We start from the raw sequence: 25,821 nt of genomic DNA on the forward strand, positions 1-25,821 counted from the left end.
CGGGAATGCACTAATCCGGTCGTCTAGCGTGCACGGCCCAGACACCGAGAGCGGTCTTTTCCCAGGTGAAGTCACTCGCGCGGGTGACACCCGCCTCTGCGGTGTGATGAGGATCCGCTATCGCGGCCCTCAGTCCTTCGGTCAGCGAGGCGAGATCACCCCTCCGCACCACGGTTCCCGCGCCGCCCGCGACCTCCACCAGAGCCGGGTCGTCCGAGTGCACGACGGCGACTCCGGCGGCCATCGCCTCCAACACCGGCAGCCCGAAGCCCTCCGCCAGGCTGGGCGCCGCGAGCACCGTGGCGCCGGCGAGCACCGACGCCAGCCGCTCATCCGAAACCTTGCCCAGCAACGTCACGTGCGGGGCGCGCAGATCGACTCCACCCCAGCCCTGAGGGCCGATCACGACCAGCGGGACGCCGAGCCGTTCGGTCGCCCGCACCAACAGGTCGAAGCCCTTGCGCGGCTCGATGGTGCCGATGGCGAGCACGTAGCGATCGGGAAGATCGGCAGGCCTGGAACCGACGAGCCTGGTCACACCGTTCGGCACGACGTGCACCGGCACCTCGACCCGGACGTGCTCCTCCAGCTGAGACGCGACAGCGCGTGTGGGCACCACCAACGCCCGTGCCTGCACAGCGGCCTTCGCGATCACCTTGCGGTGCCACGCGACTCCGCGCGGCGTCAGCGTTTCCGGGTGGGTCCACGGCACCACGTCGTGCACCGTGACGACCGCGCCCGGCAGCGGGGCGAGCGGCGTCGGGGCGTGCACGTGCGGCCCGAGCCGCGGCGGCAGTCCCCGCTCCCACAACGCCACCAGCGCCCGGCGCGGCACCCTGATCACGCGGTCGGCGTGTGCCGTCGCGGCCGTCGTGACGGACCAGCCGTCCGGGGCGGTCGCGACCAGCGCCTTGAGCAGCTCGGCGGTGTAGCGGCCGGTGCCGCCGGGGACCGGTGCGTTGAGTTGCTCGGTCAGCAGTACTAGCTCGGGCACGTCGCGTACCGTCTCACGCCGTGTCGGCCCTCAGCACCGTGGTGGTCGTGACGTGGCGCGGCCGTGACCACATCACGGCGTGCCTGGACGCGCTCGCAGTCCAGAAGAGTCCACACAGGACGATCGTCGTCGACAACGCCTCCGACGACGGCACGGCCGCGCTGATCAGCGGACACGAGGTCGTGCGGCTGCCGCGCAACCGCGGTTACGCGGGCGGGCTGGCGGCCGTGCTCGACATGGTCGACACCCCGTACGTCGCGTGGCTCAACGACGACGCGGTGCCGGACCCGTCGTGGCTGACCGAGCTCGAGAACGCCCTCGAAGCCGAACCGGACGCGGCCGCCGCCACCTCGTCGATCCTGCTCACGGACGGCTCGACCCAGTCCGTCGGCGTGGCGCTGACCGCGGACGGGCACGGCAAGGACGTCGTGCTCGCCGGGCGCGAGGTGTTCGGGTTCTGCGGTGGCGCCGCCCTCCTCCGAACCGACGCGCTACGCGCCGTGGGAGGCGTACCGGCGAGCTTCTTCTGCTACTACGAGGACACCGACACGGCGTGGCGGCTGCGGCTGGCCGGGCACCGGGTGATCTCCGTCGGACCGGCGCGCGTCCGGCACCGGCACGGCGCCAGCACCCGGCCCGGTTCGAAGCTCTTCCACCGCTGGAACGAGCGCAACCGCCTGCTGATGTTGCTCAGGTGCGCTCCTGCGGCGGTGGCCACGACCCAGCTCGCCCGGTTCCTGGTGATCACGGCCCTGCTGCCGTTCCGCGGGAACGTGCCGGACGCGGCCAACTTCCGGCTCGGGCTGCGCGCTCAGGTGCTGGGCGAGGTCCTGCTCAGGCTCCCCGCCACGCTCTGGCAGCGGCTGACGATCAGGACCGAGGTCCCGCGCAGACGCGTCTGGCAGGACTGGGCAGGCCGGTGAGGACGGCCTGGCTGTTGATCGCCGGCGGCCTGGTCGTGCTGGCGTTCGGCATCGGCGTGAGCATCACGCTGACCTACGGGCTGGTGTTCGTCGCGTTCCTCGGCGGCCTCGCCTACGCGCTCGGCGTCAGCGGGCTCTCCCAGCGCAAGTGGATCGCGCTGCCCGCGTTCGTGCTGGGGCTCGTGGCGCCGTTCGTGCTGACGTTCGGCGTGCACAGCGTGCTGATGCAGCGAACAGGGCACGTCGAGCACTGCACGGTCACGGCGAAGGAGGAGCACCCCTTCGCCAAGTACCCGTCCGTCGACTACGTGCTGGCCTGCCCGAGCGGTGAGGTCGAGCTGGACCGCGACTGGAACGACCGGCTGAAAACGGCGGAAGCGGACGTACTGGCCGGGCCGCCGCTGCTGCCGGACTGGGCGGACAGCACCCGATGGAACCTCCTGCTGGTCACAAGCGTCTCCGGAGCGATGATTCTCCTCGTTCCGGTCGCCTGGCTGCTCAGGAAGCAGCCGTGAGGCGGCCAGTACCACTCGTCGTGATCGGGCTCGCCGCGATCGCCGCCGTGGTCGTGCTCGGAGCGGTCGTGCCGGTCAGGTACGACCTCGCGGTCCTGGTGCCGTGCTCCGTGCTGGCGCTGGCGTTCGTCTGGGGTCTCGGCAAGCTCGGGCCGGCGTGGCTGATGCTGCCCGCGTTCATGGTCGTGATTCCCGGCACAGCGGTGCTGGTCAGCGACGGCCACCGGGCGTTGATGGACGTCCTCGGCACGCCTGAGACGTGCGTGATCACCAGCGTCGACGACCTCCCCAGGCCGGACAACCCGGCGTTCGCGCACCACATCACCTGCCCCGACGGCACCCGGCTGCGCATCGTCGTGCTGGGTGAGCAGGAGAAGAAGATGCAGCCGGGTCCCGCGACCGTGCTGCGCCACCCGTTGATGCGGCCGTTGCTCGCCGACCGCAACGACTGGTCGGCCGAGTGGGTGTTCGGGGTACCAATCGCGATCTTGCTGCTGCTGATCTGTGCGACCACGCTGCGGGCGCGCAGAGTGATGAGGCAGGCTTAGCGCGTGGATCGAGCATCACTGCCCGTCGTCTCCGTCGTCGTCGTCAACTACCGCGGCGCCGAGGACACCATCACCTGCGTGCGCGGCCTGACCGAGGTGGACTACCCCGCCGAACTGCTCCAGGTGATCGTCGTCGACAACGAGGCGCACGACACCGCACGCCTGAAGGCCGAACTTCCCGGGGTCGAGATCGTCACCTCGGCGCAGAACCTCGGGTTCGCGGGCGGGTGCAACCTGGGTGTCGAGAAGGCGACCGGTGGGGTGCTCGCGTTCCTCAACAACGACGCGCGCGCGGACCGGAACTGGATCAAGGCCGCGATCAGGGTGTTCCACGCGGAGCCCGCGGTCGGCGCGGTCGCGAGCAAGGTGCTCGACTGGGACGGCGAGAAGATCGACTTCGTCGACGGCGGCCTGACCTGGTTCGGCATGGGCTACAAGCGGCACGCCGGGCAGGACGACGACGGCAGCCACGACGGCCCGAAGGACGTGCTGTTCGGCACCGGTTCGGCGATGTTCGTGCGGGCCGAGGTCTACCGCGAGCTCGGCGGTTTCGACGAGCGGTTCTTCATGTTCTACGAGGACGTCGACCTCGGCTGGCGGCTGAACCTGCGCGGCTGGCGGGTGCGGTACGAGCCGGCGTCGCTCACGTTCCACCGCCACCACGCGTCGATGAGCTCGATCGACCTCAGCCGCGAGCTGTACCTGCTGGAGCGCAACGCCCTCGCGGCGCTGTACAAGAACTTCTCCGACGAGACGCTGGCCAAGGTGCTGCCGGCCGCGCTCGCGCTGTGCGTGCGCAGGGCGACCGCGCGCGGTGAGATCGACCCGACGCAGCTGGAGATCACCCGCCGCCCGTCGGACCCCGCGCTGGACCGCGAGCCCGTCGGGGTGTCCCGCCAGGCGCTGGCCGGGTTCCTCGCGATCGACCAGTTCGTCGAGCTGATGCCGTCGCTCGCCGAGTCGCGCAAGATCGAGCAGGCCGCGCGCCGGCTGTCGGACACGGACCTGGTTCCGTTGATGCGCAAGGCTTTGGAGCCCGCCTACCCCCTGCCGCGGTACCTCGCAGCGCACGACATCCTCGTCGACGTGCTCGGCCTCGACGACGTGTTCGGCAAGCCGCGCAAGATCCTGGTGATCACCGGTGACGCGATCTCCGACCGGATGGCCGGTCCCGCGATCCGGGCCTGGCACATGGCCGACGTGCTGTCCGGCGAGCACCAGGTGCGGCTGGTCACGACGAACCCGCTGTGCGCGCCGCCGGACGCGCCGTTCGCCGTCGAGCGGGCCCGGCCGAAGGAGCTGCCGCCGCACGTCGCGTGGGCGGACGTGGTGGTGTTGCAGGGCCACGCGCTGGAGATGATCGGCGAGCTGAAGAAGCAGTCGTCGACCAAGATCGTGGTCTGCGACATGTACGACCCGATGCACCTGGAACTGCTGGAACAGGGCAAGGACGACACGGACGAGAAGCGCGCGCTGGACCTGGAAACGGTCACACGGGTGCTGAACACCCAGCTGGAACGCGGCGACTTCTTCCTGTGCGCGTCGGAACGGCAGCGGCACTTCTGGCTCGGCCACCTGACGTCACTCGGCCGTCTGACACCGACGTTGTACGACAACGACCCCACCACGGAGTCGCTGCTCGGCATCGTCCCCTTCGGACTGTCGGGCAAGCCGCCGCAGCGGACCGGCCCGGCGATCAAGGACGTCGTGCCGGGGGTGACCGACGCCGACAAGGTCGTGATCTGGGCCGGTGGCGTCTACAGCTGGTTCGACCCGCTGTCGCTGATCCAGGCGATGGACCACCTGCGGGAGCGGCAGCCGTCCGCGAAGCTGTACTTCCTCGGCATGAAGCACCCGAACCCCGAGGTCCCGGACATGGACATCGCCGGCCAGACGCGGGCGCTGTCCGCGCAGTTGGGGCTGACCGGCAAGAACGTGTTCTTCAACGACGGCTGGGTGCCGTACAACGAGCGGCAGAACTGGCTGCTCGACGCGGACTGCGGGGTCACCACGCACTACGAGCACGTGGAGACCACGTTCGCGTTCCGCACGCGGGTGCTCGACTACCTGTGGGCGGGCCTGCCGATCGTCACCACGTCCGGCGACTCGTTCGCGGATCTGGTGCTGCGGGAGGGTTTGGGCGTCGTCGTGCCGCCGGAGGACTCGGAGGCGCTGGCCGACGCACTGGAGAAGGTGCTCTACGACGAAGAGTTCGCGGCCGCGTGCCGTGAGCGCATCGCCGTCGTCCGCGAACGGTTCACCTGGGAGACGGCACTCGCGCCGCTGGCGGAGTTCTGCCGCAACCCCAGGCCCGCGGCGGACCGTCTGCCTGGCTCCGCACCGATGGTGCGCACACCGGGGTTGAGCAAGGCGGACAAGGTGAAGCGGGACCTGCGGCTGGTGCGCGAGTACCTCGACGCGGGTGGCCCGACCGAGTTGGCCAAGCGGGCGACGGGGCGTCTGCGCAAGATCGCACGTGGTGGCAGCTGAATGGCGAGATCCCCGAAACCCCTCAAGGTGCTGCTCGACGGCACCCCCCTGCTCGGTCATCGCACCGGGATCGGCCGCTACACGGCGGCACTGGCCGAAGAACTGGCGTCCATGCCGGAGGACGCCGACGTCCGGGCGGTGGCTTTCACGTTGCGCGGCTGGCGCGCGTTGCGGACGGTGCTGCCGCACGACGTCACCGCCCGCGGCCTGCCCGTGGCGGCACGGGCGCTGCGCCAGCTGTGGCTGCGCGCGCCGTTCCCGCCGGTCGAGATGCTGGCAGGGTTCTCCGACGTCATGCACGGCACGAACTTCGTGCTGCCGCCGACGATCAGTGCGGGGAAGGTCGTCACGATCCACGACCTGGCCTTCCTGGACGCGCCGGGTGACCTGCCGCCGTCCGATCGCCGACTGCCGGAGCTGGTCAAGCTCTCCGCTCAGCGCGCGGACGTGATCTGCACGCCGACCGCCGCCGTGGCTTCCGTGGTGGCCGACCGGTTCTCGGTGCCGCTGGAGAAGATCGTCGTGACACCGCTCGGGGTCGACCCGGCGTGGTTCGCGTCACGGCCGCCCTCACCGACGTTGCGCGGCAGGCTCGGACTGCCGTCGGAGTACCTGCTGTTCGTCGGCGCCGACGGCCCGCGCAAGGGGTTGCAGTACCTGATCAAGGCGCACGCCGCCGACCCGTCGTTGCCGCCGTTGGTGATCGTGGGGCCCGGCCGGTCCGGTGTGGACGGTCGGGTGCTGCGGACCGGGTACCTGTCGGACGTGCACCTGCGGTCCGTGGTGGCCGGGGCGACGGCCCTGGTGCTGCCCTCGCGCGACGAGGGGTTCGGGCTGCCGGTGCTGGAGGCGTTGGCCTGCAACGTTCCGGTGGTGTGCTCGGACGTGCCCGCACTGCGCGAGGTAGCCGGCGGGCACGCGGTGCACGTGCCCGTCGGAGACGTCGAGGCGCTGGCCGAAGGGCTGGCCCAGGCCGTCGCGGCGCCGGCCACTCCCGAAGCGCAGTCCGAGCGGCGGGCGCACGCGGCCGGGTTCACCTGGCGGCGGTGCGCCGAGAAGACGGTCGAGGCGTACCGGAGGAGCAGAGCCTGACGTGGTGCTCGCTGTGAGGCGTCAGGAGTCCTGACGCCTCAACGACTTCACCGAGAACGCGGCCTCGGCGAGCGCCTTTCGAGCTGGCTCATCGACACCTGTCGCGAGCCCGTGAGAACGGCAACGCACCTCAGGAAGCGCTGCCGATCGGAATCCGCTGTCGCGGGACGCTGAGGACTGCGCCCGGATTCGAACATGCCGAACAGGTTCTCGTACTTGAAACAGCCGTACCAGACCAGTCACTCCAATGGCGCAGCACCGGTACGCGGAGCTACCACCCCGGCCTTGAATGCCTCCGCAAGGGCGCTTCGCCAGTGCGGCAAAGGGCGTAGTCCCGCTGCTTCCCACACCGCACCCGACAGCACCGAGTAGGCGGGTCGCGGCGCCCGTCGCGAGAAGTCGGCTGTCGTGCACGGGTGCACGCGCGACGGGTCGGCGCCCAGCTCCTCGAAAATCGCCTGCGCGAAACGGAACCACGTCGTCTCGCCACCGCCGGTCGCGTGCAGCAGCCGCGTCGAGGGCAGCACCGAGGCCAGCTCGAGCAGCCCCGCGGCCAGGTCGTGCGACCACGTCGGCGAGCCGACCTGATCGTCCACAACGGACAGAGAAGGTCGCGTGGACTCCAACGCCGCCATGGTTTTCACGAAGTTCGAGCCCTGCACGCCGTAAACCCACGCCGTGCGCACGACGTACCCGCCGGCCTCCAGCACGCGGCGTTCGCCTTCGAGCTTCGTGCGGCCGTACGCGGACTTCGGGCCGACGGGGTCGGACGGCTCGTACGGCCGCGTCCCGTCGCCGGAGAACACGTAGTCCGTCGACACGTGGATCAGTGGAATGCCAAGGGAAGCGCACGCCTCGGCGAGCAGACCGGGACCGACGGCGTTGACCGCGAACGCGCGGTCCTCGTCGGTCTCGGCCGCGTCGACCGCGGTGTAGGCGGCACAGTTGATCACCGCGGAGGCACCGGCGAGGTCGGCGGCACTCACCGCGGTGACGTCGAGATCACTGGACGAGAGCGCGCGGACGTCGGAGGACAGGGCTGCGAGGTCGTGGCCGAGCTGGCCACGACCACCGGGAACGAGGATCAACGCTCAGCCCTTCACCAGCTGGGCGCGCTCCTTGAGCGGCTCCCACCACGCGCGGTTCTCGCGGTACCACTCGACGGTGTCCGCGAGGCCCACCGCGAAGTCCACCTGCGGCTGGTACCCCAGCTCGGCGGAGATCTTGAAGATGTCGACCGAGTAGCGGCGGTCGTGGCCCTTGCGGTCGGCCACCGGCTCGACGAACGACCAGTCACGGCCCGTCGCGGCGAGCAGCCTCTCGGTGAGCTCGCGGTTGGTGAGCTCGGTGCCGCCGCCGATGTTGTAGATCTCACCCGGCCGGCCCGCCTCGGCGACGAGCTGGATGCCGCGGCAGTGGTCGGCCACGTGCAGCCAGTCGCGCACGTTCAGGCCGTCGCCGTAGAGGGGCACCTTCCTGCCGTCGATCAAATTGGTGACGAAGAGCGGGATCACCTTTTCGGGGAACTGGTACGGCCCGTAGTTGTTCGAGCACCGGGTGATGCTCACCGGCAGTCCGTGGGTGCGGTGGAACGCGCGCGCCAGCAGGTCCGAAGACGCCTTGGACGCGGAGTAGGGGGAGTTCGGCTCCAGGACGTGGTCCTCCGACCACGATCCGTCCTCGATGGACCCGTAGACCTCGTCGGTCGAGACGTGCACGAACCGGCCGACACCCGCGTTGAGGGCACCTTGCAACAAGGTCTGCGTGCCGAGGACGTTGGTCAGCACGAAGTCGGCGGATCCGGTGATGGAACGGTCGACGTGCGACTCGGCGGCGAAGTGCACCACGACGTCCACGCCGCGCATCTGCTCCGCGACGACCTCGGCGTCGCAGATGTCGCCGCGCACGAACTCGAACTTGCCCGCGACCGGCGCGAGGTTGGTCTCGCTGCCCGCGTAGGTGAGCTTGTCCAGCACCACCACCTCGGCACCCGCGAAGGCAGGGTACGAGCCGCTCACCAACTCCCGCACGTAGTGCGAGCCGATGAAACCGGCCCCACCTGTCACCAGTACGCGCATGCCATTTCCTCCCGTGGTGTTCCCCGCTCGCAGTCTGTCACGTACCTAATCGCTGCAACCCACAGCAACGTCACGTCGTGTGTCTTATAAACGACTAAACTCGAGGTGTGGGGGAGGAAACGGCTGTGGAAGGCAAGAGCCTGCCGGTCCGGGTGGTCGGCACCCGACCGTCGGCGGCTTTCCGCGCATTCCTCACGACCGGGAAGATCTTCGTCGCCCTCGTTTCGGCGGCTGTGCTCCTCGTCACGTCGTACGGCTGGGGCAAGCTGCGGGCGGCCGACAAAGGCATCGTCAAGACCGAGGTCATCTCCGAGGAGCTCACCAAGCAGGGGCCCAAGCCGCTCGACGGCGCCGTCGACATCCTCCTCGTCGGCATGGACAGCCGCACCGACGCGCAGGGCAAGCCGCTGTCGGAGGAAGTCCTCGCGCTGCTCAACGGCGGGTACGCCGACGGCGAGCAGAACACCGACACGATGATCCTCGTGCACATCCCGGTCGACGGCACGCGCGCGGTCGCGATCTCGTTCCCGCGCGACTCCTACGTCGAGATCGCGGACGGGTTCGGCAAGCACAAGCTCAACTCGGCGTTCGCCCGCCAGCGCAACACCGTCGACCAGGAGATGCGGTCGAAGGGCGAGACGGACGAGCAGAAGATCCGGACCGAGTCGATGGCGGCCGGCCGCAAGACGCTGATCAAGACGATCGAGAACATGTCCGGCGGGGCCGTGCGCATCGACCGGTACGCCGAGGTCAACCTCGCGAGCTTCTACGAGGTGACCAAGGCCATCGGCGGTGTGGAGGTGTGCCTGCGGGAGGCCACCTCGGACTCCGACTCCGGTGCCGACTTCAAGGCCGGTCAGCAGACGATCGAGGGCAGGGCGGCGCTGTCGTTCGTGCGGCAGCGCAAGAACCTGCCCGGCGGCGACCTCGACCGGATCGTGCGGCAGCAGGTGTTCATCGGGGCGCTGGCGAAGAAGGTGCTGTCGAGCGGCACCCTGACGGACCCGGCGAAGCTCAACGGACTCGTCGAGGCCGTGCAGAAGTCGGTGATCCTCAGCTCCGGCTGGGACATCACGACGTTCGCCGAGCAGATGCAGGGCCTGGTGGGCGGCAACTTCGAGTTCCGCACCATCCCGGTGGGTCCCCCGACCGACACTTACGGCGACGGCAACGTGCTGCCGGTGAACCCCGCCGAGGTGCGCAAGTTCCTCACGAGCCTCGCCGCGGACAAGCCGTCGACCAGCAACTCGTCCTCACCGACGGCCACCACGACGCTGCCCGCGCCGCCGAACTCGTCGATCACCGTGAACGTCATCAACGCCGCCGGGATCCAGGGCCTCGCGGGCCAGGTGCTGAACACGTTGGCCGCCAAGGGTTTCAAGCGCGGCACCGCGTCCTCGGCCCAGCAGCCCGCCGACACCGTCGTGTTCTACGCGGCCGGCGAGGAGGGGTCCGCGCGCAAGGTCGCCGCGGAGCTCGGGCCGAACGTGAACGTCGCCGAGGAGAAGTCAGTCCGAAAAGGACAGGTGACGGTCCAGGTCGGCACCGACTACCAGTCACTCGACGACTCCGAGAACGTCGACCCGCAGGGTGCGCCCGGCACGACGACACCGCCGAGCACGAGCAGCACGCCGCCGATCACGGCGGGCGGCCTGGTGTGCGTGAACTGAACCCCCGGCGTAACGCGCTCGCGATAGTTACGCTGAGGACACGAATTCCGCACCTGGAGGACCCACGTTGAGCGCCGCACGCGCGAAGAAGACCGCACTGGTCGCCGGCCGCACGGTCGTCGCGCTCGTCGCCGTGACAACGCTGGCCTTCTCCGGCTACTTCTGGACCGCGCTGCGGCTGGTGAAGCAGAACACCAACACCACGCAGATCCTCGAGGTGCTGGAGGACATCCCGAACTCGCCGCCCGTCGAGGACGGCGCGATCGACGTCCTGCTGGTGGGCAGCGACAGCCGGACCGACGCACAGGGCCGTCCGCTGCCCGCGGACGTGTTGCGCAAGCTGCGCACCGAAGGCACCGACACGGTGAACACGGACACGATCATCGTGATGCGCATCCCGCGCAACGGCGGCAAGGCGAGCGCGATCTCCATCCCGCGCGACACCTACGTGCCGATCCCCGGCTACCGCGAAGACAAGATCAACTCGGCGTACGGCGCGGTCAAGTTCCTCACGGCCGAACGGCTCCAGGCCGAGGGTGTCTCGGACCAGCAGGAACGTGAGCGCAAGTCCGACGAGGCCGGGCGCAAGGCCCTGGTGCAGGTGGTGCAGGACCTGACGGGGATGCGCGTCGACCACTACGCGGAGATCAACCTCTACGGGTTCTACCTGCTGACCGAGGTGATCGGCGGCGTGAAGGTGTGCCTGAAGGCGGGCACCTCGGACCCGAACTCCGGCGCGAACTTCCGCGCGGGCGAGCAGGTGATCTCGGGCGGCGACGCGCTGTCGTTCGTGCGGCAGCGGAACATGCCCGGCGGCGACCTCGGCCGCATCGCGCGGCAGCAGGTGTTCATGTCGCAGGCGATGAAGCAGCTGCTGTCCGCCGGCACGTTCACCGACACGACGAAGATGAAGGGCCTGCTGGACGCGGTGTCGAAGTCCGTGGTCGTGGACGAGAAGCTCGACCTCGCGACGCTGGCCGCCCAGGCGCAGGGCATCGCGTCGGGCAACGTGGAGTTCGCCACGATCCCCGTGACGAGCATCGACGCCCGCAACGACCGCGGCCAGAGCATCGTCACCGTGGACCGCGAGGCGGTGAAGGCGTGGGTGGCGCAGCTGATCGGCGAGACGCCGAAGCCCACCCCTTCCGTCACCCCCAGTACGCCGGCGCGGTTCGGTCCTGAGAAGCTGCTCTCGCTGGACGGCTTCCCCGCCGTGGCAGCTGCCCAACCGGATGTGCCCTGCATCGACTAGGAGTGCCGCGTGAGCGTGACCGAGATCCTCTTCACGCCGTTGCTGAAGGCCGATCCCGGTCGTCCGCTGATCACGCACTACGACGACGCGACGGGTTCGCGCGTCGAGCTGTCCCGCGCGACGATCGCGAACTGGGCCGCGAAGACGGCGAACTGGCTGCGTGACGAGCACGACGTCGAGCCGGGCGACTCCGTGGCGGTGCTGCTGCCCGCGCACTGGCAGACGGTTGGCCTGCTGCTCGGCGCGTGGTGGTGCGGCGCCCGTGTCGTCGGTGCGGGCGAGGACGCGAAGGTGGCCGTGGTGCCGCCCGGTGGCACGGCGGACGCGGACGTCGTGGCCGTGGCTTCGTTGCACCCCATGGGTTTGGGCGCGGGTGCCGCGGTCGACTACCTCGACGACGTTCGGGTGCACGGCGACGACTTCACGCCGTGGGAACCGGTTCCGGGCTCGACACCCGCACTGGGCGAGTCCACTGTGGACGAGGTGGTGGCGCAGGCGCGCGAACGCGGCGCGGAGCTGGGCTCCGAGCCGCGTGTGCTGTCCACTCTGGAGTGGAACGTTCCTTCCGGTGTGCTGGAAGGCTTTCTGGCCGTGCTCGCGGCCGGTGGCTCACTGGTTCAGGTGAGCAATCCCGACGCGGGCCTGCTGGCCGCGCGCCGGGAGAGCGAGAAGATCACACAGCTGCTGGGTTGAGCACCTTGTTGTTCTTGAACAGCACGCGGTCCAGCGAGTAGGCACCACCGTTGAAGCCGAGCGCGAGGGCGGCCGCACCGAGCACCACGACCAGCTCGGCACCACCCTCGCCGATCAGGCCGTTCGGCAGGTGCACGAGCATCCACGCGCCGAGCATGTTGGCAGCCAGCAGCACGCCGGCGATCGGCAACGCGAGGCCCGCGATCAGCGCGAGGCCGCCGACGAGCTCGACCGTCGCGGCGAACGCGGCGGACACCGAAGGCAGCGGCACACCCATCTTCTCGAACGACCCGGCGGTGCCGGCGAGGCCGTACTCGGTCCACTTCTGCCAGCCGTGCGCGACGAACACGATGCCGATGCCGATGCGTCCGATGAGTGCGGCGACGTCCTTGACCATGCTTGCTCCCCGATCCTGTCGTTCAGCTGTTCAACTTCGAACCAAACTAGTACAAGTTTGAACAACCTTATGGTTTCGACAGGAACCCGACAGCTACTTGCTAAGTCCTATGCCGTCACCCTTCGTGGTCGTCAGGGTCAGGTTGTTGCGGTCGATCTTGTACGTGACCTGGCCTTTCAGCGTCTCCAGCACGGCCTTCTCGACCGCCATCTTGTCCGGCTCGCACGCCTTGTCCGTGTGACCCAGCTCGCCGATGGTGATCGTCGACCCCTCCACCTCGTAAGACCCGAAAGCGTCGTTGCACCCGAGCTTCGCGTTGAGCTTGCCGTTCTCGAACCTGATCGAGGCCTCCACGCCGGCCGGAGTCGACGAGACCGCGTCGGCCTGGACGAGGCTCGCCAGCTTCCACGTGCCGCCTTCGAGCGTGGCGGGCGCCTCCGGCCCGAGCACGATCTCCGCGTTCGACCCGGTGACCACCAGGTTCGTGCCGTCCATCCGCCACGACGGTGACGCGCGCAGCAGCTTGGACAGCCACTCGTCCTGGGTGTGCAGGTCGGGACTGGGACAGCCCATCGCGGTCATGCCGAGGTCGGGGACGACGATCTTGCCGTCATCCAGCGAGACCGGCCCCTGCATCTGGTTGCAGCCGGCGCTGGCGAGCAGCCGCCCGTCGTCGGTGAATCTGAGCTCCACGTTCGTGCCCTCGACCAGGGGGCGCGGCTTGCCCTGCTCGGTGACGAAGGCCGAGCGGAACACCTTGCCCTTCACCTCACCACCCCCTCCTCCGGTGGACGTGCTGCCGCACCCCGTGGCGAGCAGGGCGGCGGCGAGTGCTGCGACGAGAACTCGGTAGCTCATGCGATGAGGACGGAACACCAGGCCTCCGGGGTTGCGCGAAGACGGGATTTCCGGGCCAGGCCAACGGAAATTCGACGTCACGGGGACTTCGTCAGGTACTTGACAGGACGACGAGCAAGGGCTCTACTTAACCCAGAGGTTAGATAACCAAGTGGTTAGGTACGAGATGGACCAGCTGAGCGCCACCTTCGCCGCACTAGCGGACCCGACCCGCCGGGCGATCCTCGCGAGGCTCACCGAGGGCCCGGCGACGGTGAAGGAGCTCTCCGAGCCGTTCGACATCAGCGGCCCGGCGATCTCCAAGCACCTGCGCGTGCTGGAAAAGGCAGGCCTGATCACCCGCGGCAGGGAAGCCCAGTGGCGCCCCTGCCAGCTCGACGCGACGCCGTTGAAGGAGGTCGCCGTGTGGGCAGAGAACTACCGCCGCTTCTGGGATGCGAGCTACACGCGCCTGGACGCACTCTTGACGGAGATGAAGGAGAAAGAGCGATGAACACCACCAAGTTCGGAACCACCGTCACCCTCCCGTCCGACACCGAGATCGCGATGACGCGCACGTTCGACGCGCCCGCCGCGCTGGTGTGGAAGGCGTTCACCGAGCCGGCGATGCTGCGGCGCTGGCTGCTCGGCCCCGACGGCTGGGAGATGCCGATCTGCGAGGTCGACCTGCGCGTGGGCGGCAAGTGGCGCTACGGCTGGGCCCAGCCGGACGGCTCGCAGGCGTTCGAGATGTACGGCGAGTACACCGAGGTCACGCCTTTCACCCGTCTGGTGAACACCGAGCACTTCGAGGACAACCCGCCGGCCGAGACGACGGTGGAGTTCGTCGAGTCCGACGGGCAGACGACGATGACCACGACGATGAAGCTGGTGTCGCAGGAGGCTCGGGACGCGGTGCTGGCGACCGGGATGGCGGACGGCGCCGGACGTTCCTACGAGCGGCTGGGCGAAGTCCTCGCGTCGCTGTGACGACGTTGGGTAGTCACCAGTCGTGACCCCGGTTCCCCCGGTAGAGGCCGTGGCGCGCGGCTACGTTCGTCCACATGGGACGTTTCCTCGTGGCTCTGGCCATCACGCTCGGTTTCGCCGTGCTCTCCGCGCCCCTCGCGCACGCGTCCGCTCCTGGTCGCTGGCAGGTGACGCCGTGCCCGTCGGGTGCGAAGGCGCTGTGGCTGCCGCGCGTCGACAAGTTCGGCACCGACATCAGCTGCACGACGGAAGAAGCCCGTGCGGCGGCGGTGAAGGAAGCGGTCGACAGCGGCAGCCCGACGCGGATGATGAACGTCGCGATCGCGTTCGCGCAGCAGCTCTCGGACAAGTCGCTGACCGCGGAGTCGTCGTGCGTGCTGGGCGCGAAGGGGGCGATCGGCGAGGCGATCGGCACGTGCGTGACCGCCTGGTTGTAATGCCCGCCGCGTGACTCCCGATCAAGAGCGTGCACCGCCACCTAGACCGGGAGCCACGCAGTGACGTCGCTGGACTGGAAGGCCGAGTACGTCAAAGCCCGTTCGACGTACGAGGACTGCGAGAAGGACGTGCGCAGGTTCGTCGACAAGATCCTCGAGAACGCCGGGATCGCCGTCTTCCAGGTCGAGGGCCGGGTGAAGACGCTGGACAGCATCGACGAGAAGATCCGGCGCAAGTCCGGCAAGTACGCCAACCCGCTGACCGACATGACGGACCTGGTCGGGGTGCGGATCATCGCGCACTACCTCGAAGACGTCGACCGGATCGTCGAGCTGCTGAGCAAAGAGTTCGAGGTGCGTGAAGAGCACTCGGTGAACAAGCGGGACGAGCTGGCGCCCGACCAGTTCGGTTATGCGTCGAACCACCTGGTCGTGCGCATCGGCAGCCGGAGTGAACGGTCGTGGGCGAGGTACGCCGGCATCTCCGCGGAGTTCCAGGTTCGCACGATGTCGCAGCACGCGTGGGCGGCGATGCACCACAAGCTCGGCTACAAACGTGAGGCCGACGTGCCGATCCCGTTGCAGCGCAAACTGTTCCTGCTGAGCGCGTTGTTCGAGATGGCGGACGAACAGTTCTCCACGATCAAGGGCGAGATCGACAAGCTGTCCGGCGAGTACTCCGACAGCGTCAAGCACGGTGCTCTCGACTTGCGGGTCAACGCGCAGTCCATGGAAGCCTACGTGCGCAACAGTCCCAAGGTGCTGGAGATCGCCGAGGTGGCGAAAGGCTTGAGAATCAGGTACTGGGAGGGCGATCTCAGCGTACTGGTGGCCCTCGCCAAGGCGCTCGGCGCGAAGACCATCGGGCAGTTCGACGAGAAGCTGCCGGACGGACCCTCGACACACCGCGTGCTCAGCGCGTTCTTGTCGGTCTTCGGCCCTCGATCAGAGGGCCGCGTGATCGAGATCAGCCTGGGAAGCATCATCGCGACCTTCCGCGGCCTGGAAGAGAAGCAGTTCAAGAGGATCTTTCCCGACAGCGGCAGCGCGGGCTGGAAGCTGTTCGAGGGAATGCACGAGAAGGTGCGGAGCCAGGAGTGAGGTCCTGGCTCCGCGACTCGAAGCCCTAGCCGTTGAGGACCGCGCGCGACATCACGACGCGCTGGATCTGGTTCGTGCCCTCGTAGATCTGCGTGATCTTCGCGTCCCGCATCATCCGCTCCACGGGGAAGTCACGCGTGTACCCCGCGCCACCGAACAGCTGCACCGCATCCGTCGTGACCTCCATGGCCACGTCGGACGCGAAGCACTTGGCGGCAGCGGTGATGAAGCCGATGTTCGGCTCGCCGCGCTCGGCCTTCGCGGCCGCCACGTACACCATGTGCCGGGCCGCCTCGATCTTCATCGCCATGTCGGCGAGCATGAACTGGACGCCCTGGAAGTCCGAAATGGACTTCCCGAACTGCTTGCGGTCCTTGACGTACGCGACCGCAGCGTCCAAGGCGCCCTGCGCGATGCCCACGGCCTGCGCGCCGATCGTCGGACGGGTGTGGTCCAGAGTCCGGAGAGCCGTCTTCAGGCCGGTGCCGGGCTCGCCGATGATCCGCGAGGCCGGGATCGTGCAGTTCTCGAAGTAGATCTCGCGGGTCGGCGAGCCCTTGATGCCGAGCTTGCGCTCCTTCGGGCCCACCGAGAAGCCGGGGTCGTCCTTGTGCACGACGAACGCCGAGATGCCGGCCGACTTCTTGGCGGCGTTGGGGTCCGTCACGGCCATGACCGTGTACCAGGTGGACTCGCCGGCGTTGGTGATCCAGCACTTGGTGCCGTTCAGCACCCAGTTGTCACCGTCGCGAACGGCCCGCGTGCGCATCGAGGCGGTGTCGGAGCCCGCCTCGCGCTCGGACAGGGCGTAGGAGGCCATGGCCTCGCCCGAGGCGATGGACGGCATGACGAGCTGCTTCAGCTCTTCCGAGGCCGAGAGCAGGATCGGCATGGTGCCGAGCTTGTTCACCGCGGGGATCAGGGACGACGAGCCGCAGACGCGGGCGATCTCCTCGATCACGATGCAGGTGGCCACGGAGTCCGCGCCCTGGCCGTCGTACTCCTCCGGCACGTGCACGGCCGCGAAGCCGGACTTGACCAGGGCGTTGTGCGCCTCGACCGGGAAGCGCTCGTTCTCGTCGACCTCGGCCGCGAACGGCTTGATCTCCTTCTCGGCGAGCGAGCGGACGGCCTCTCGCAGCGCCTCGTGCTCCTCGGCGAGCTGGTAGGTGCCGAAGCTCGGGTTCACCTTGTTACCTCCCGGTAGCGAGTACTCAGCACGATGTTAGCGCCCGTTTACCACGGGCGCCGCTGTGCTGTTGAGCACTCAGAGGGACTTCTGCAGCGCCGCGTCCTTGTCTAGTACGAGCTGCTCGAGTTCCGCCTGGAAACGGGCCATGCGCTCCTGCAGCGCCGGGTCGCCGGACGCCAGCATCCGGACGGCCAGGAGACCGGCGTTGCGGGCGCCACCCACTGAGACGGTCGCCACCGGGACGCCCGCGGGCATCTGCACGATCGAGAGCAACGAGTCCATGCCGTCGAGGTACTTCAGCGGCACCGGCACGCCGATGACCGGGAGCACGGTGGCGGAGGCGACCATGCCCGGCAGGTGAGCGGCGCCGCCCGCGCCCGCGATGATCACCCGCAGGCCGCGCGAGGCGGCGGACTCGGCGTAGTCGATCATGCGCTTCGGGGTGCGGTGCGCGGAGACGACGCTGACCTCGTACGCCACGTCGAACTCGGCGAGGGCTTCGGCCGCGGCCTTCATCACCGGCCAGTCCGAGTCGCTGCCCATGATCACGCCAACCTGCACAGTCACTCCGAGCTCCCGTGAATGTCGTATCCGTCTGACCAAACGCCGGTGGACAGGAAGTCCGCGGCCAAGCGAGCACGCTCACGCACCGACGTCATGTCGTTGCCGAGGAACGTCACGTGCCCGACCTTCCGGCCCGGCCGTTCCTCCTTGCCGTACAGGTGCACGTGCGCGTCCGGGAACCGGGCGAACAGGTGGTGCACGCGCTCGTCCGGGCCCATCGCCGGAGGCTCGGAGGCACCCAGCACGTTCGCCATCACCACGGCCGGCGCCATCAGGTCGGTGCGGCCCAGCGGGTAGTCGAGGACGGCCCGCAGGTGCTGCTCGAACTGGGACGTGCGCGCGCCCTCGATCGACCAGTGGCCCGAGTTGTGCGGACGCATCGCGAGCTCGTTCACGACCACGCCGTCCGCGGTCTCGAACAGCTCGACGGCCAGCACGCCCACCACGCCCAGCGCGTCGGCGACCTTCAGGGCCAGCTCCTGGGCCGCAGCACCGTCCAGCCCCGGAGCAGGCGCGAGGACCTCGACGCAGATGCCCTCGGACTGCACGGTCTCGACGACCGGCCACGCCGCGCCCTGGCCGAACGGCGAGCGCGCCACCACGGCCGCGAGCTCGCGGCGCATCGGCACGCACTGCTCGACCATCAGCGGCGTCCCGGCCTCCAGCAGCTCCGGCACGACCAGCTCGGCGCTGTGCGGCTGGTTCAGCATCCACACGCCGCGGCCGTCGTACCCGCCGCGGATCGCCTTCAGCACGCACGGCCAGCCGTGCTCGGCGCCGAAGCGGAGCACGTCGCGGACGTCGTGCACCTCGGCGAACGGCGGCACCGGCAGGCCCAGCTCGGCCAGGCGCACGCGCATCTTCAGCTTGTCCTGCGCGTACTGCAGCGCGTCCGGGCCGGGGTGCACCTTCACGCCCTCGGCCACCAGCGCGCGCAGGTGCTCGGACGGCACGTGCTCGTGGTCGAACGTGACGACCTCGCAGCCCTTCGCGAACGCGCGCAACGCGTCCAGGTCGGTGTGCGTGCCGAGCACCACGTCCCGCGCGACGAGGGCGGCGGGGTCGTTCTCGGAGACGGCGAGCACGCGCAGCGACTGACCGAGCGGGATCGCGGCCTGGTGCGTCATGCGGGCGAGCTGCCCGCCGCCGATCATTCCGACGACGGGGAGACGGGTACGGGAGTCCACGGTTCAGGCATCCTACCTGCGGCTTCTCCGGCACTCACGAGCAGAGCCAGCCGCCGCGCGGTGACGCTGCCCTCGGGTGCGACGTGGATCACGAGTCGCTGGTCGTGCTCGGGTGCGCCGAGCACCTCGCAGTCGAACTCCAGCAGCCCCGCCACCGGGTGCCGCACCTGCTGAACGGCCTCACCCCCAGGGAGACCGTTCAGCAGGCGTTCGACCCGTGGCACGGAATCGTGTCGACGACCCGCGCGCAACAGGTGCTCGGGTTCCGCCCGCACTACCCCTCGGCGTGGGCGGCGGCGGTGTCCGGCGTGCTCTGAACGGGTGCCGGAGCGGAATCAGGCGCGGGATCAGGCGCGGGTTCGGTCCTGATGCGACGGTGGGAGCGCGACGGCTTCCACCCTCCGCCGCGCCGGAGCAAGCGGAACGTCACGTAGAACAGCCCGGCGGCCATCAGCGCGAACAACCCGAACTCCATGAACTGGAAGAGTCCGAGCCGCCCGATCGGCTGGTAGTCGACGTACGTTCCGATGGCGGCCTTCGAGCTGCGCATGCAGGTACCGACGTTGGGCATCTTCGCGCACTGCTCGGTCACGTCCACCGGGTCGAGATCGGGCCCGATGAACCCGCCACCGAGATCCGTCGAGGCTCCCGGCACGTCCGGGGTGTTCTCCCAGCGGGCGATCTCGCGCCTCGCCGGCAGGTAGTGGTCGCGCACGAACGCGGCCACCACGGCGCGGACGACGACGTAGGCCACCAGCGTCGCCGCCATCGCCGTCACCACGTGCCGGGACAGCAGGCCGATGAGCAGGCCGAGCGCGAAACCAAAGATCGCGTAGCCGGCCTGCACGACCGGGCTCCCCTCGAACGCCGCCCACGACTGCTGCCTGCCGATGAACCCGCCGCCGAACCCGATCACCCCGCCCAGCACCACGGCCAGCGCGCCCAGCAGCAGAGCCTTGCCGCGCACCCACTGCACCGGGGTGACGTCCTGGCCCCACGCCACGAAGTAGGTGCGCTCCTCGAGTTCCCTGGCGATCAGCGGGGCACCCCAGAACACGCCGATCACACCGCCGAACGCGACCTGCACGGCGAGCCCGTAGAAGCCCGCCAGCAGCATCGAGCCCACCGGCCCGCCCTCCGTCGAGACGAGGACGAACGCCGCGACCAGCGCGAGGACCGAGGTACCGATGATCATCCACCGGTGCTGACGCCAGGTCAGCCACACGAACGCGCTCACGCCACACGCTCCAGGTGCGCCACGACCAGCTCCTCCAGCGTCACGTACCGCGCGGTCCACGGTTCGTCGACCTGCGTGCCGCCGGAACGCACCAGGAACTGCGACTGCGACTGACTGTGCTTCGCCAGCACCACGGGTCCTTCCACGGGCGGTTCCGGGTCACGCGGACCGGTGTAGAGAACGTGTTCTTCCAGCAGCTCGTCGGTGTCGCCGTCCACCAGGAGCCGTCCGCCGGAGAGCAGCAGCAACCGGTCCGCGACGCCGCCGATCTCCGCGACGACGTGCGTGGAGAAGATCAACGTCATCCCGTTGTCGCTGACCTCGGTCAGCAACTCCCGCATGACCTTCCTGCGCGCGAGCGGGTCCAGTTCGGACATCGGCTCGTCCAGCAGCAGCACGTCGGGACGGGATCCCAGGGCCAACGCGAGCGTCACGTGCGTGCGCTGGCCACCGGACAGGTCGCCGACCTGGAGCTTGCGCGGCACCTTGAACCTGGTGAGCCAGTCGTCGGCGCGCTTGTGGTCCCAGATGGTGTTCATGCGGCGGCCGAACTCCAGGACGTCCGGCACCTCGAAGTTCTTGTACATCGGCTTGTGCTGGGGCACGTACGCCACGCGACCGGCGATCGACGTGTGTCCCGACCGCGGTGGCAGGTGCCCGGCCAGCACGTTCAGCAGCGTCGACTTGCCGGAGCCGTTGGCGCCGACCAGGGCCGTGACGCTGCCCGGCGGCAGTTCGAAGGAGACGTCTCGCACCGCCCACTTCGACACTTCGGCCGCGACCACGCTCATTGCGCTCCCCCACTCAGCCCTTCGCGCAGCAGCGCGAAGATGTCCTCGTCCTCCAACCCGGCGGAGCGTGCTTCGGCGATCCACGCGGCGAGCTTGGCGCGCAGCGGGTCCAGGTCCTCGGGGACGGCGGACCCCAAGGAGGCCTTGACGAACGTGCCGGAGCCCTGGCGCGCCTCGACGAGCCCCGCGAGCTCGAGCTCGCGGTAGGCCTTCAGCACGGTGTTCGCGTTCACCCCGCTGGTCGCGACGACGTCGCGGACCGTCGGCAGCCGATCGCCCGGCTGCAACCAGCCGAGCCTCAGAGCCTCCCTGACCTGCTGACTGAGCTGCAGGTACGCCGGAAAACCACTGCCGCGGTCGACGTGGAACTCGACCACACACACTCCCCAGATTGTTCTAGTGAACTAAGACAATAGAACACTTGTCCACATCTGAAAAGTCACGCGGGAGCCCTACGTACCGTTCTGCGGTACGTAGGGCTCCCGCGTGCAGTGGGGGAACGGGGAGGGAGCGGGCGCGGGACAGGGGGAGTCAGCGCCCGAGCGAGGTGAGGAGGGCGCACGCCTCGGCGTGCGTGTCGGGGAGGCGTTCGGTCCAGACCTTCGCGGGGCCGGTCGGCCGGACGTTGGGGTCGTCCGCCAGGCGGTCTGCCGCCAGGACGCGCAGGTTGGAGACGCGGCGTGCGAGGGTTTCGTCGCGACGCACCAGGACAGCGGCCACACACGGACCCAGGCTCGCCAGCGTCTCGCCGCCGTCGAAGACCGTGCGCAACGCGTCGGACACGAGCGTCATCGCGACGACGCGCGACCAGCCGGACGCCCGGTGCACGTCGAGGCGCAGCAGCACGACGGCGTAGTCGAGCGGCGCGACGGGCGTCTCCCGGTACACCTCGCCCAGCCGTGTCCGCAGGTAAGCGGCTGTCGCCAGCCCGGTCAGAGGATCCTCGGCCGCGCAGTCGCCGGCCTGCTTCGTCACCACGTCCGCCCATCCCAGCGCTGTCATGCGCACCATCCGCGAAGGGAGCGCGTCGACGTTCGGCGACACGATGTGCGACGCGTCGGTCAGCACCGCGTGCAGCGCGGCCAGGTCCAGCAGCGTCTCGCTGAGGCCGGCACCAGCCTCGGCACGAGCGCGGCCCAGCCGGACCAGCGCGTCGCCGGGGTCGGTGTTCTCCAGCATCGCCGCGCACACCTCGTCGACCTCGGCGAGCGGCCAGTCTGCGGGGAACGCCCAGCCGGCAGCCATGGTGGCGGTCCGCCACCTCGACTTCAGCAGGCGTTCCGCTTGTGCGACACCCACCCGGTCTCCCTTCAGCTCTCCCGATTCCAGGTGGGAAACGCACTAGCCGAAGGTTCATGACGCAACCCGCGCGGGGGATTCAGATGACTGTTCGTGGCGCCGTAGGTCACACTGAGCGCCGCGAGGAGGGACACGAGACTTGGCGACCGTTCCTGCAGACGTCCAGGGGCCCAGCGACGCGGAACTGATCGAGTCCGTGCGCGAAGGGACCATCGACGCCTACGGCCAGTTGTACGAACGGCACGTCTCGGCGGCCTACAACCTCGCCCGCCAGTTGGCCCGCTCGCAGGCCGAGGCCGACGACCTCGTGTCGGAGGCGTTCGCGAAGGTCCTGGACACGCTGCGGGCCGGTCGCGGGCCCGACTCGGCGTTTCGCGCGTACCTGCTCACGGCGCTTCGGCACACCGCCTACGACAAGACCCGGCGGGACAAGAAGGTCGACCTCACCGAGGACATGACCGACGTCGCGCCGCCCGTGGCGTTCAGCGACACCGCGGTGGCCGGGCTGGAGCGGTCCATGGCCGCCCGCGCGTTCGCCGCGTTGCCGGAGCGCTGGCAGATGGTCCTCTGGCACACCGAGATCGAGGGTCAGTCGCCCGCCGAGGTCGCCCCGCTGCTCGGGCTGACGGCCAACGGCGTGTCCGCGCTCGCCTACCGCGCCCGCGAGGGCCTCAAGCAGCAGTACCTGCAGATGCACCTGGCCGACACCGACGCGGAACGGTGCCGGGCGACCGTCGACCGGCTCGGGGCCTGGACGCGCGCGGGTCTGTCCAAGCGCGAGGCGACCCAGGTCGAGACGCACCTCGACGAGTGCGGGCGGTGCCGGGCCCTGGCCGCGGAGCTCGCGGACGTCAACGGCGCGTTGCGGATCTTCGTCGCCCCGCTGGTGCTGGGTGTGGGCGCCACGACGTACCTGGTGGCGGCGGGTACGACCACGGCCGTCGTCGGCGCCGGAGCGGCTGCCGGTGGCGCGGGCGCGGTCGGTGCCTCGATTCCCCGGCAACTCGTCACCGTCGGTGGTTCCGCCGCCGCCGTGGCCGCGGCCGTGGTGATCGCGCTGACCGCGGGCGGCAGCGACCAGCAGACGCCGGCCGTGCAGGCCATCGAACCGCCTCCACCAGCGGTGACACAGGTCCAGCCGAAGCCGCCCTCGCCGCAGCCACCGCCTCCGCCGGCACCGGCGGTCCCCTCGCCGACTCCGAGTCCGAGCCCGAGTCCGAGCCCGTCGCCGCCTTCACCGGCACCCGCGCCACCTGCTCCCTCCCCGGCTCCGACACCGACGCCCGCGCCGCCGTCGCTCACGCCGACCACGCCGAGCGGGTTCACGCTCACGCCCGGCGAGGCGCCCAAGGACTTCCCGATCACCGTCCGGAACACCGGCGGCTCCGCGGCCCCGCCCGCGACCATGTCGCTGAACCTGCCACCGGGCGTGCTGTCGACCGGCGGGCCTGCGTCGTTCGCCGCGCGCCTGCTGCAACCCGACGGATCAGCCGACCAGACCGTGAACTGCCCGGCGGGCGGCGGCACGATCACCTGCTCGACACCGCAGGGCATCGCGCCCGGCGGGCAGGCGACGTTCCTGTTCCGGCTCCAGGCCACACCCGACGCCCAGCCGGGCACGATCACCGGCACGATCAGCGCGGGGGCGTCGATCTCGGTCAACGTCAGCGTCGCCGTCGACGTGCCTCCGATCAACGACGACATCGAGCTCACCGTCTCGACGTGGCACGAGATCTACTGGGACCCGCGCGTGGACGTGCAGGTCCGCAACAAGGGCCCGCGCGGCGGCACGCTGAAGCTGGACGTGTCGTCGTCGGAGAACATCGTGGTGTTCACGCCGTGCCGCGAGTGCTCGCGGACGGACAAGAACTCGATCCACTGCGTCACCGACCTGGACAAGGGCGGCCAGTTCCGGATGTCCGTGTGGGCGTTCGGACTGCCGCACCGGGGCGGGACGATCACCGTCACGGCGACGCTGGGCAACGCGACGAAGACCGTGACCGTGCCGGTGAAGCTGCACCCGGACCACCCGCCGGTCGTGGACCCGGTGAAACCGCCGGACCCCACCACGACGACCGTGCCGCCGACGACGACCACGACGCCGCCGCCGGTGAAGCCGATCGAGCCGACGAAGCCCGGCACGCCCGTGGTGCCGACCCCGACCGTGCCCACGCCGACGCTGCCGACGGTGCTCCCGCCGTCGACCACCGTGCCGACGCCGACGGTGCCGCCGTCGACGCCAGTGCCGACGGCTCCTCCGCCGACCTCCGAACCGTGCCAGCCGTGGCCCGGCTTGCGCCCGCCGTTGATCCCGGATCTGCTGGGGTGGCCCTGCGAGCCGGCGCGGAGTTGATCAAAAGTTGATCTTTCTTCGTCACTGAACGTGCAGGTCAGACACCTCTGAGTGGCGAAAGGTAACACCCGGAGGCAAGCACCGTTATCTTGATCCGTAAGCTGGCGCGGTGCTGCCAGTCGTACGCCGTGCCATGAGCCGGTTGCCAGAACCACTCCAGTTCCTGCTGCACAAGCACCGCGAGATGATCCGGTTCGCAGTGGTCGGCGGCACAACGTTCCTCGTCGACAACGGCGTCTGGTACGCGCTCAAGCTCACGGTGCTGACGGACAAGGTCGTCACGGCCAAGGTCATCGGCGTGCTGGTGGCGATCATCGCCTCGTACGTGCTGTCCCGCGAATGGTCCTTCCACACCCGCGGCGGCCGCGAGCGTCACCACGAGGCCGCACTGTTCTTCCTGGTCAGCGGCCTGGGCGTGGCGATCAACATCGTTCCGCTGTGGCTGTCGCGGCACCTGATCGGTCTCCAGGCCCCGTTCGTCTCGGCGATGACCGAGGAGATCGCGGACTTCGTGTCGGGCTCGATCATCGGCATGCTGCTCGCGACCGGCTTCAAGTTCTGGGCGATGCGACGCTGGGTGTTTCCCGACGCCGGCGCTCGTCCGGACCGCCGCGTTCACCCGATCTCCGTAGACTCGTCCCGTGTCTCTAGCCGAAACAGTGGTCTCCCGGTTTCCGGAGCCGATCCGGTCGATCGCGCTGAAGCATCGTGAACTGGTCAAGTTCGCCCTGGTAGGGGGCACCTGCTTCGTGATCGACACGGTCCTGTTCTTCGGGATCAAGACGGTCGTCCTGCCCAACAACCCGGTGACGGCGAAGATCATCGCGACCCTGGTCGCCACGATCGTGTCGTACGTCCTCAACCGGGAGTGGTCGTTCCGCACCCGCGGCGGCCGCGAGCGGCATCACGAAGCAGCACTGTTCTTCCTGGTCAACGGCATCGGCATCGTGCTGAACTCGGCACCGCTGTACGTCGCGCGGTACCTGTTCCACCTGCAGGAGCCGCACGTGTCACGGCTCACCGAGGAGATCTCGGACTTCCTGAGCGCGCAGATCATCGGCACGCTGATCGCGATGGCCTTCCGCTGGTACGGCTACAAGACGTGGGTGTTCCCCGAGGAGAACGTCCGCGGTCGTGACCGGTCCATCGAGGAGGAGAAGGAGCTCGGCCACTCCTGACTG

General features: G+C 69.3%; 29 protein-coding genes. 16 read left to right on the forward strand and 13 right to left on the reverse strand.

Annotation, left to right across the window (positions count from 1 at the left end; all coding sequences use genetic code 11):
- Window positions 1-10: 10 nt before the first annotated feature.
- The gene (locus AOM45_RS45560; protein WP_030473327.1) at window positions 11-994 is read right to left on the reverse strand and encodes a glycosyltransferase family 4 protein; all 984 of its coding nucleotides are present in this window, start codon (window positions 992-994) and stop codon (window positions 11-13) included.
- A gap of 20 nt (window positions 995-1,014) precedes the next feature.
- Between AOM45_RS45560 and AOM45_RS45565 the strand changes: the two genes are divergently transcribed.
- From AOM45_RS45565 to AOM45_RS45585, 5 genes are read left to right on the forward strand one after another with little or no spacing between them, the layout of a single operon-like run.
- Window positions 1,015-1,917 carry a glycosyltransferase family 2 protein gene (locus tag AOM45_RS45565; RefSeq protein ID WP_236704072.1) on the forward strand — a complete coding sequence of 301 codons (903 nt, stop codon included), beginning with the start codon at window positions 1,015-1,017 and terminating at the stop codon, window positions 1,915-1,917.
- Window positions 1,914-2,432 carry a hypothetical protein gene (locus AOM45_RS45570; protein ID WP_030473329.1) on the forward strand — a complete coding sequence of 173 codons (519 nt, stop codon included), beginning with the start codon at window positions 1,914-1,916 and terminating at the stop codon, window positions 2,430-2,432. The genes AOM45_RS45565 and AOM45_RS45570 overlap by 4 nt, the downstream gene beginning before the upstream one ends.
- The gene (locus tag AOM45_RS45575; protein ID WP_156094425.1) at window positions 2,429-2,980 is read left to right on the forward strand and encodes a hypothetical protein; all 552 of its coding nucleotides are present in this window, start codon (window positions 2,429-2,431) and stop codon (window positions 2,978-2,980) included. The genes AOM45_RS45570 and AOM45_RS45575 overlap by 4 nt, the downstream gene beginning before the upstream one ends.
- A gap of 3 nt (window positions 2,981-2,983) precedes the next feature.
- Entirely contained in the window at window positions 2,984-5,470 is a 2,487-nt protein-coding gene (locus AOM45_RS45580; protein WP_030473331.1) for a glycosyltransferase, read from the forward strand.
- Window positions 5,471-6,562: a glycosyltransferase family 4 protein gene (locus AOM45_RS45585; protein WP_030473332.1), complete on the forward strand. Its 1,092-nt coding sequence runs from the start codon at window positions 5,471-5,473 to the stop codon at window positions 6,560-6,562.
- A gap of 239 nt (window positions 6,563-6,801) precedes the next feature.
- On the opposite strand, the gene rfbD is transcribed toward AOM45_RS45585, so the two are convergent.
- Both rfbD and rfbB read right to left on the reverse strand, forming a co-directional pair.
- Complete coding sequence (gene rfbD, locus AOM45_RS45590; protein WP_030473333.1) at window positions 6,802-7,650, reverse strand: dTDP-4-dehydrorhamnose reductase; 849 nt, start codon at window positions 7,648-7,650, stop codon at window positions 6,802-6,804.
- 3 nt (window positions 7,651-7,653) lie between these two features.
- A complete protein-coding gene (gene rfbB, locus AOM45_RS45595; protein WP_030473334.1) occupies window positions 7,654-8,640 on the reverse strand; it encodes a dTDP-glucose 4,6-dehydratase in 987 nt (328 codons plus the stop codon).
- A gap of 107 nt (window positions 8,641-8,747) precedes the next feature.
- Between rfbB and AOM45_RS45600 the strand changes: the two genes are divergently transcribed.
- The 3 genes from AOM45_RS45600 to AOM45_RS45610 all read left to right on the forward strand — a co-directional run bounded on the left by AOM45_RS45600 (window position 8,748) and on the right by AOM45_RS45610 (window position 12,255).
- On the forward strand, window positions 8,748-10,310 hold the full coding sequence (locus AOM45_RS45600; RefSeq protein WP_236704073.1) for an LCP family protein: 1,563 nt from the start codon (window positions 8,748-8,750) through the stop codon (window positions 10,308-10,310).
- A gap of 67 nt (window positions 10,311-10,377) precedes the next feature.
- The gene (locus AOM45_RS45605; RefSeq protein WP_051784713.1) at window positions 10,378-11,562 is read left to right on the forward strand and encodes an LCP family protein; all 1,185 of its coding nucleotides are present in this window, start codon (window positions 10,378-10,380) and stop codon (window positions 11,560-11,562) included.
- A 9-nt stretch (window positions 11,563-11,571) separates the two neighbouring features.
- Entirely contained in the window at window positions 11,572-12,255 is a 684-nt protein-coding gene (locus AOM45_RS45610) for a TIGR03089 family protein (RefSeq protein ID WP_030473337.1), read from the forward strand.
- Here AOM45_RS45610 and AOM45_RS45615 read toward each other — a convergent pair.
- A complete protein-coding gene (locus tag AOM45_RS45615; RefSeq protein WP_030473338.1) occupies window positions 12,236-12,652 on the reverse strand; it encodes a DoxX family protein in 417 nt (138 codons plus the stop codon). The two genes, AOM45_RS45610 and AOM45_RS45615, sit on opposite strands and share 20 nt — an antisense overlap.
- A 93-nt stretch (window positions 12,653-12,745) precedes the next feature.
- Window positions 12,746-13,510, reverse strand: a complete 765-nt coding sequence (locus tag AOM45_RS45620) for an META domain-containing protein (protein WP_030473339.1) — start codon at window positions 13,508-13,510, stop codon at window positions 12,746-12,748.
- Between the two features lie 166 nt (window positions 13,511-13,676).
- Here AOM45_RS45620 and AOM45_RS45625 point away from each other — a divergent pair, with 166 nt between their 5' ends.
- The 4 genes from AOM45_RS45625 to AOM45_RS45640 all read left to right on the forward strand — a co-directional run bounded on the left by AOM45_RS45625 (window position 13,677) and on the right by AOM45_RS45640 (window position 16,017).
- Window positions 13,677-14,003 (forward strand): ArsR/SmtB family transcription factor, encoded by a 327-nt coding sequence (locus tag AOM45_RS45625; protein ID WP_030473340.1) that lies wholly within the window; start codon window positions 13,677-13,679, stop codon window positions 14,001-14,003.
- The gene (locus AOM45_RS45630) at window positions 14,000-14,479 is read left to right on the forward strand and encodes an SRPBCC family protein (protein WP_030473341.1); all 480 of its coding nucleotides are present in this window, start codon (window positions 14,000-14,002) and stop codon (window positions 14,477-14,479) included. Before AOM45_RS45625 ends, AOM45_RS45630 begins: the two co-directional genes overlap by 4 nt.
- Before the next feature lie 74 nt (window positions 14,480-14,553).
- Complete coding sequence (locus AOM45_RS45635; protein ID WP_030473342.1) at window positions 14,554-14,916, forward strand: hypothetical protein; 363 nt, start codon at window positions 14,554-14,556, stop codon at window positions 14,914-14,916.
- A gap of 60 nt (window positions 14,917-14,976) precedes the next feature.
- Window positions 14,977-16,017, forward strand: coding sequence for a GTP pyrophosphokinase (locus tag AOM45_RS45640; RefSeq protein WP_030473343.1), 1,041 nt, complete (start codon window positions 14,977-14,979; stop codon window positions 16,015-16,017).
- A gap of 25 nt (window positions 16,018-16,042) precedes the next feature.
- Here the strand turns inward: AOM45_RS45640 and AOM45_RS45645 are convergent, their stop codons facing one another.
- The 4 genes from AOM45_RS45645 to AOM45_RS53955 form a co-directional block, all read right to left on the reverse strand.
- On the reverse strand, window positions 16,043-17,206 hold the full coding sequence (locus tag AOM45_RS45645; protein WP_030473344.1) for an acyl-CoA dehydrogenase: 1,164 nt from the start codon (window positions 17,204-17,206) through the stop codon (window positions 16,043-16,045).
- A gap of 78 nt (window positions 17,207-17,284) precedes the next feature.
- A complete protein-coding gene (gene purE / locus AOM45_RS45650; protein WP_030473345.1) occupies window positions 17,285-17,776 on the reverse strand; it encodes a 5-(carboxyamino)imidazole ribonucleotide mutase in 492 nt (163 codons plus the stop codon).
- Window positions 17,773-18,960: a 5-(carboxyamino)imidazole ribonucleotide synthase gene (locus tag AOM45_RS45655; RefSeq protein ID WP_030473346.1), complete on the reverse strand. Its 1,188-nt coding sequence runs from the start codon at window positions 18,958-18,960 to the stop codon at window positions 17,773-17,775. Before AOM45_RS45655 ends, purE begins: the two co-directional genes overlap by 4 nt.
- Complete coding sequence (locus AOM45_RS53955) at window positions 18,924-19,127, reverse strand: MmyB family transcriptional regulator (protein ID WP_369406712.1); 204 nt, start codon at window positions 19,125-19,127, stop codon at window positions 18,924-18,926. The genes AOM45_RS45655 and AOM45_RS53955 overlap by 37 nt, the downstream gene beginning before the upstream one ends.
- Here AOM45_RS53955 and AOM45_RS52570 point away from each other — a divergent pair.
- The gene (locus AOM45_RS52570) at window positions 19,044-19,277 is read left to right on the forward strand and encodes a hypothetical protein (protein ID WP_030473347.1); all 234 of its coding nucleotides are present in this window, start codon (window positions 19,044-19,046) and stop codon (window positions 19,275-19,277) included. The genes AOM45_RS53955 and AOM45_RS52570 overlap by 84 nt on opposite strands.
- On the opposite strand, the gene AOM45_RS45665 is transcribed toward AOM45_RS52570, so the two are convergent.
- The 4 genes from AOM45_RS45665 to AOM45_RS45680 form a co-directional block, all read right to left on the reverse strand.
- Window positions 19,235-20,197 (reverse strand): ABC-2 membrane transporter-related protein, encoded by a 963-nt coding sequence (locus tag AOM45_RS45665; protein ID WP_030473348.1) that lies wholly within the window; start codon window positions 20,195-20,197, stop codon window positions 19,235-19,237. The genes AOM45_RS52570 and AOM45_RS45665 overlap by 43 nt on opposite strands.
- Window positions 20,194-20,988 (reverse strand): ATP-binding cassette domain-containing protein, encoded by a 795-nt coding sequence (locus AOM45_RS45670; RefSeq protein ID WP_030473349.1) that lies wholly within the window; start codon window positions 20,986-20,988, stop codon window positions 20,194-20,196. Before AOM45_RS45670 ends, AOM45_RS45665 begins: the two co-directional genes overlap by 4 nt.
- Window positions 20,985-21,365: a GntR family transcriptional regulator gene (locus AOM45_RS45675; RefSeq protein WP_030473350.1), complete on the reverse strand. Its 381-nt coding sequence runs from the start codon at window positions 21,363-21,365 to the stop codon at window positions 20,985-20,987. The genes AOM45_RS45670 and AOM45_RS45675 overlap by 4 nt, the downstream gene beginning before the upstream one ends.
- 154 nt (window positions 21,366-21,519) lie before the next feature.
- Window positions 21,520-22,287 carry a GGDEF domain-containing protein gene (locus tag AOM45_RS45680; RefSeq protein WP_236704074.1) on the reverse strand — a complete coding sequence of 256 codons (768 nt, stop codon included), beginning with the start codon at window positions 22,285-22,287 and terminating at the stop codon, window positions 21,520-21,522.
- A 139-nt stretch (window positions 22,288-22,426) separates the two neighbouring features.
- On the opposite strand from AOM45_RS45680, the gene AOM45_RS45685 reads away from it, so the two are divergent.
- The 3 genes from AOM45_RS45685 to AOM45_RS45695 all read left to right on the forward strand — a co-directional run bounded on the left by AOM45_RS45685 (window position 22,427) and on the right by AOM45_RS45695 (window position 25,818).
- Window positions 22,427-24,640, forward strand: coding sequence for a sigma-70 family RNA polymerase sigma factor (locus AOM45_RS45685; protein WP_030473352.1), 2,214 nt, complete (start codon window positions 22,427-22,429; stop codon window positions 24,638-24,640).
- A gap of 112 nt (window positions 24,641-24,752) precedes the next feature.
- Window positions 24,753-25,352 (forward strand): GtrA family protein, encoded by a 600-nt coding sequence (locus AOM45_RS45690; protein WP_372497501.1) that lies wholly within the window; start codon window positions 24,753-24,755, stop codon window positions 25,350-25,352.
- A complete protein-coding gene (locus tag AOM45_RS45695; RefSeq protein WP_030473353.1) occupies window positions 25,282-25,818 on the forward strand; it encodes a GtrA family protein in 537 nt (178 codons plus the stop codon). The genes AOM45_RS45690 and AOM45_RS45695 overlap by 71 nt, the downstream gene beginning before the upstream one ends.
- The last annotated feature ends 3 nt before the right edge of the window (window positions 25,819-25,821 follow it).

Origin of the sequence: Lentzea aerocolonigenes (assembly GCF_000974445.1) — a bacterium.
Taxonomy (GTDB): domain Bacteria; phylum Actinomycetota; class Actinomycetes; order Mycobacteriales; family Pseudonocardiaceae; genus Lentzea; species Lentzea aerocolonigenes.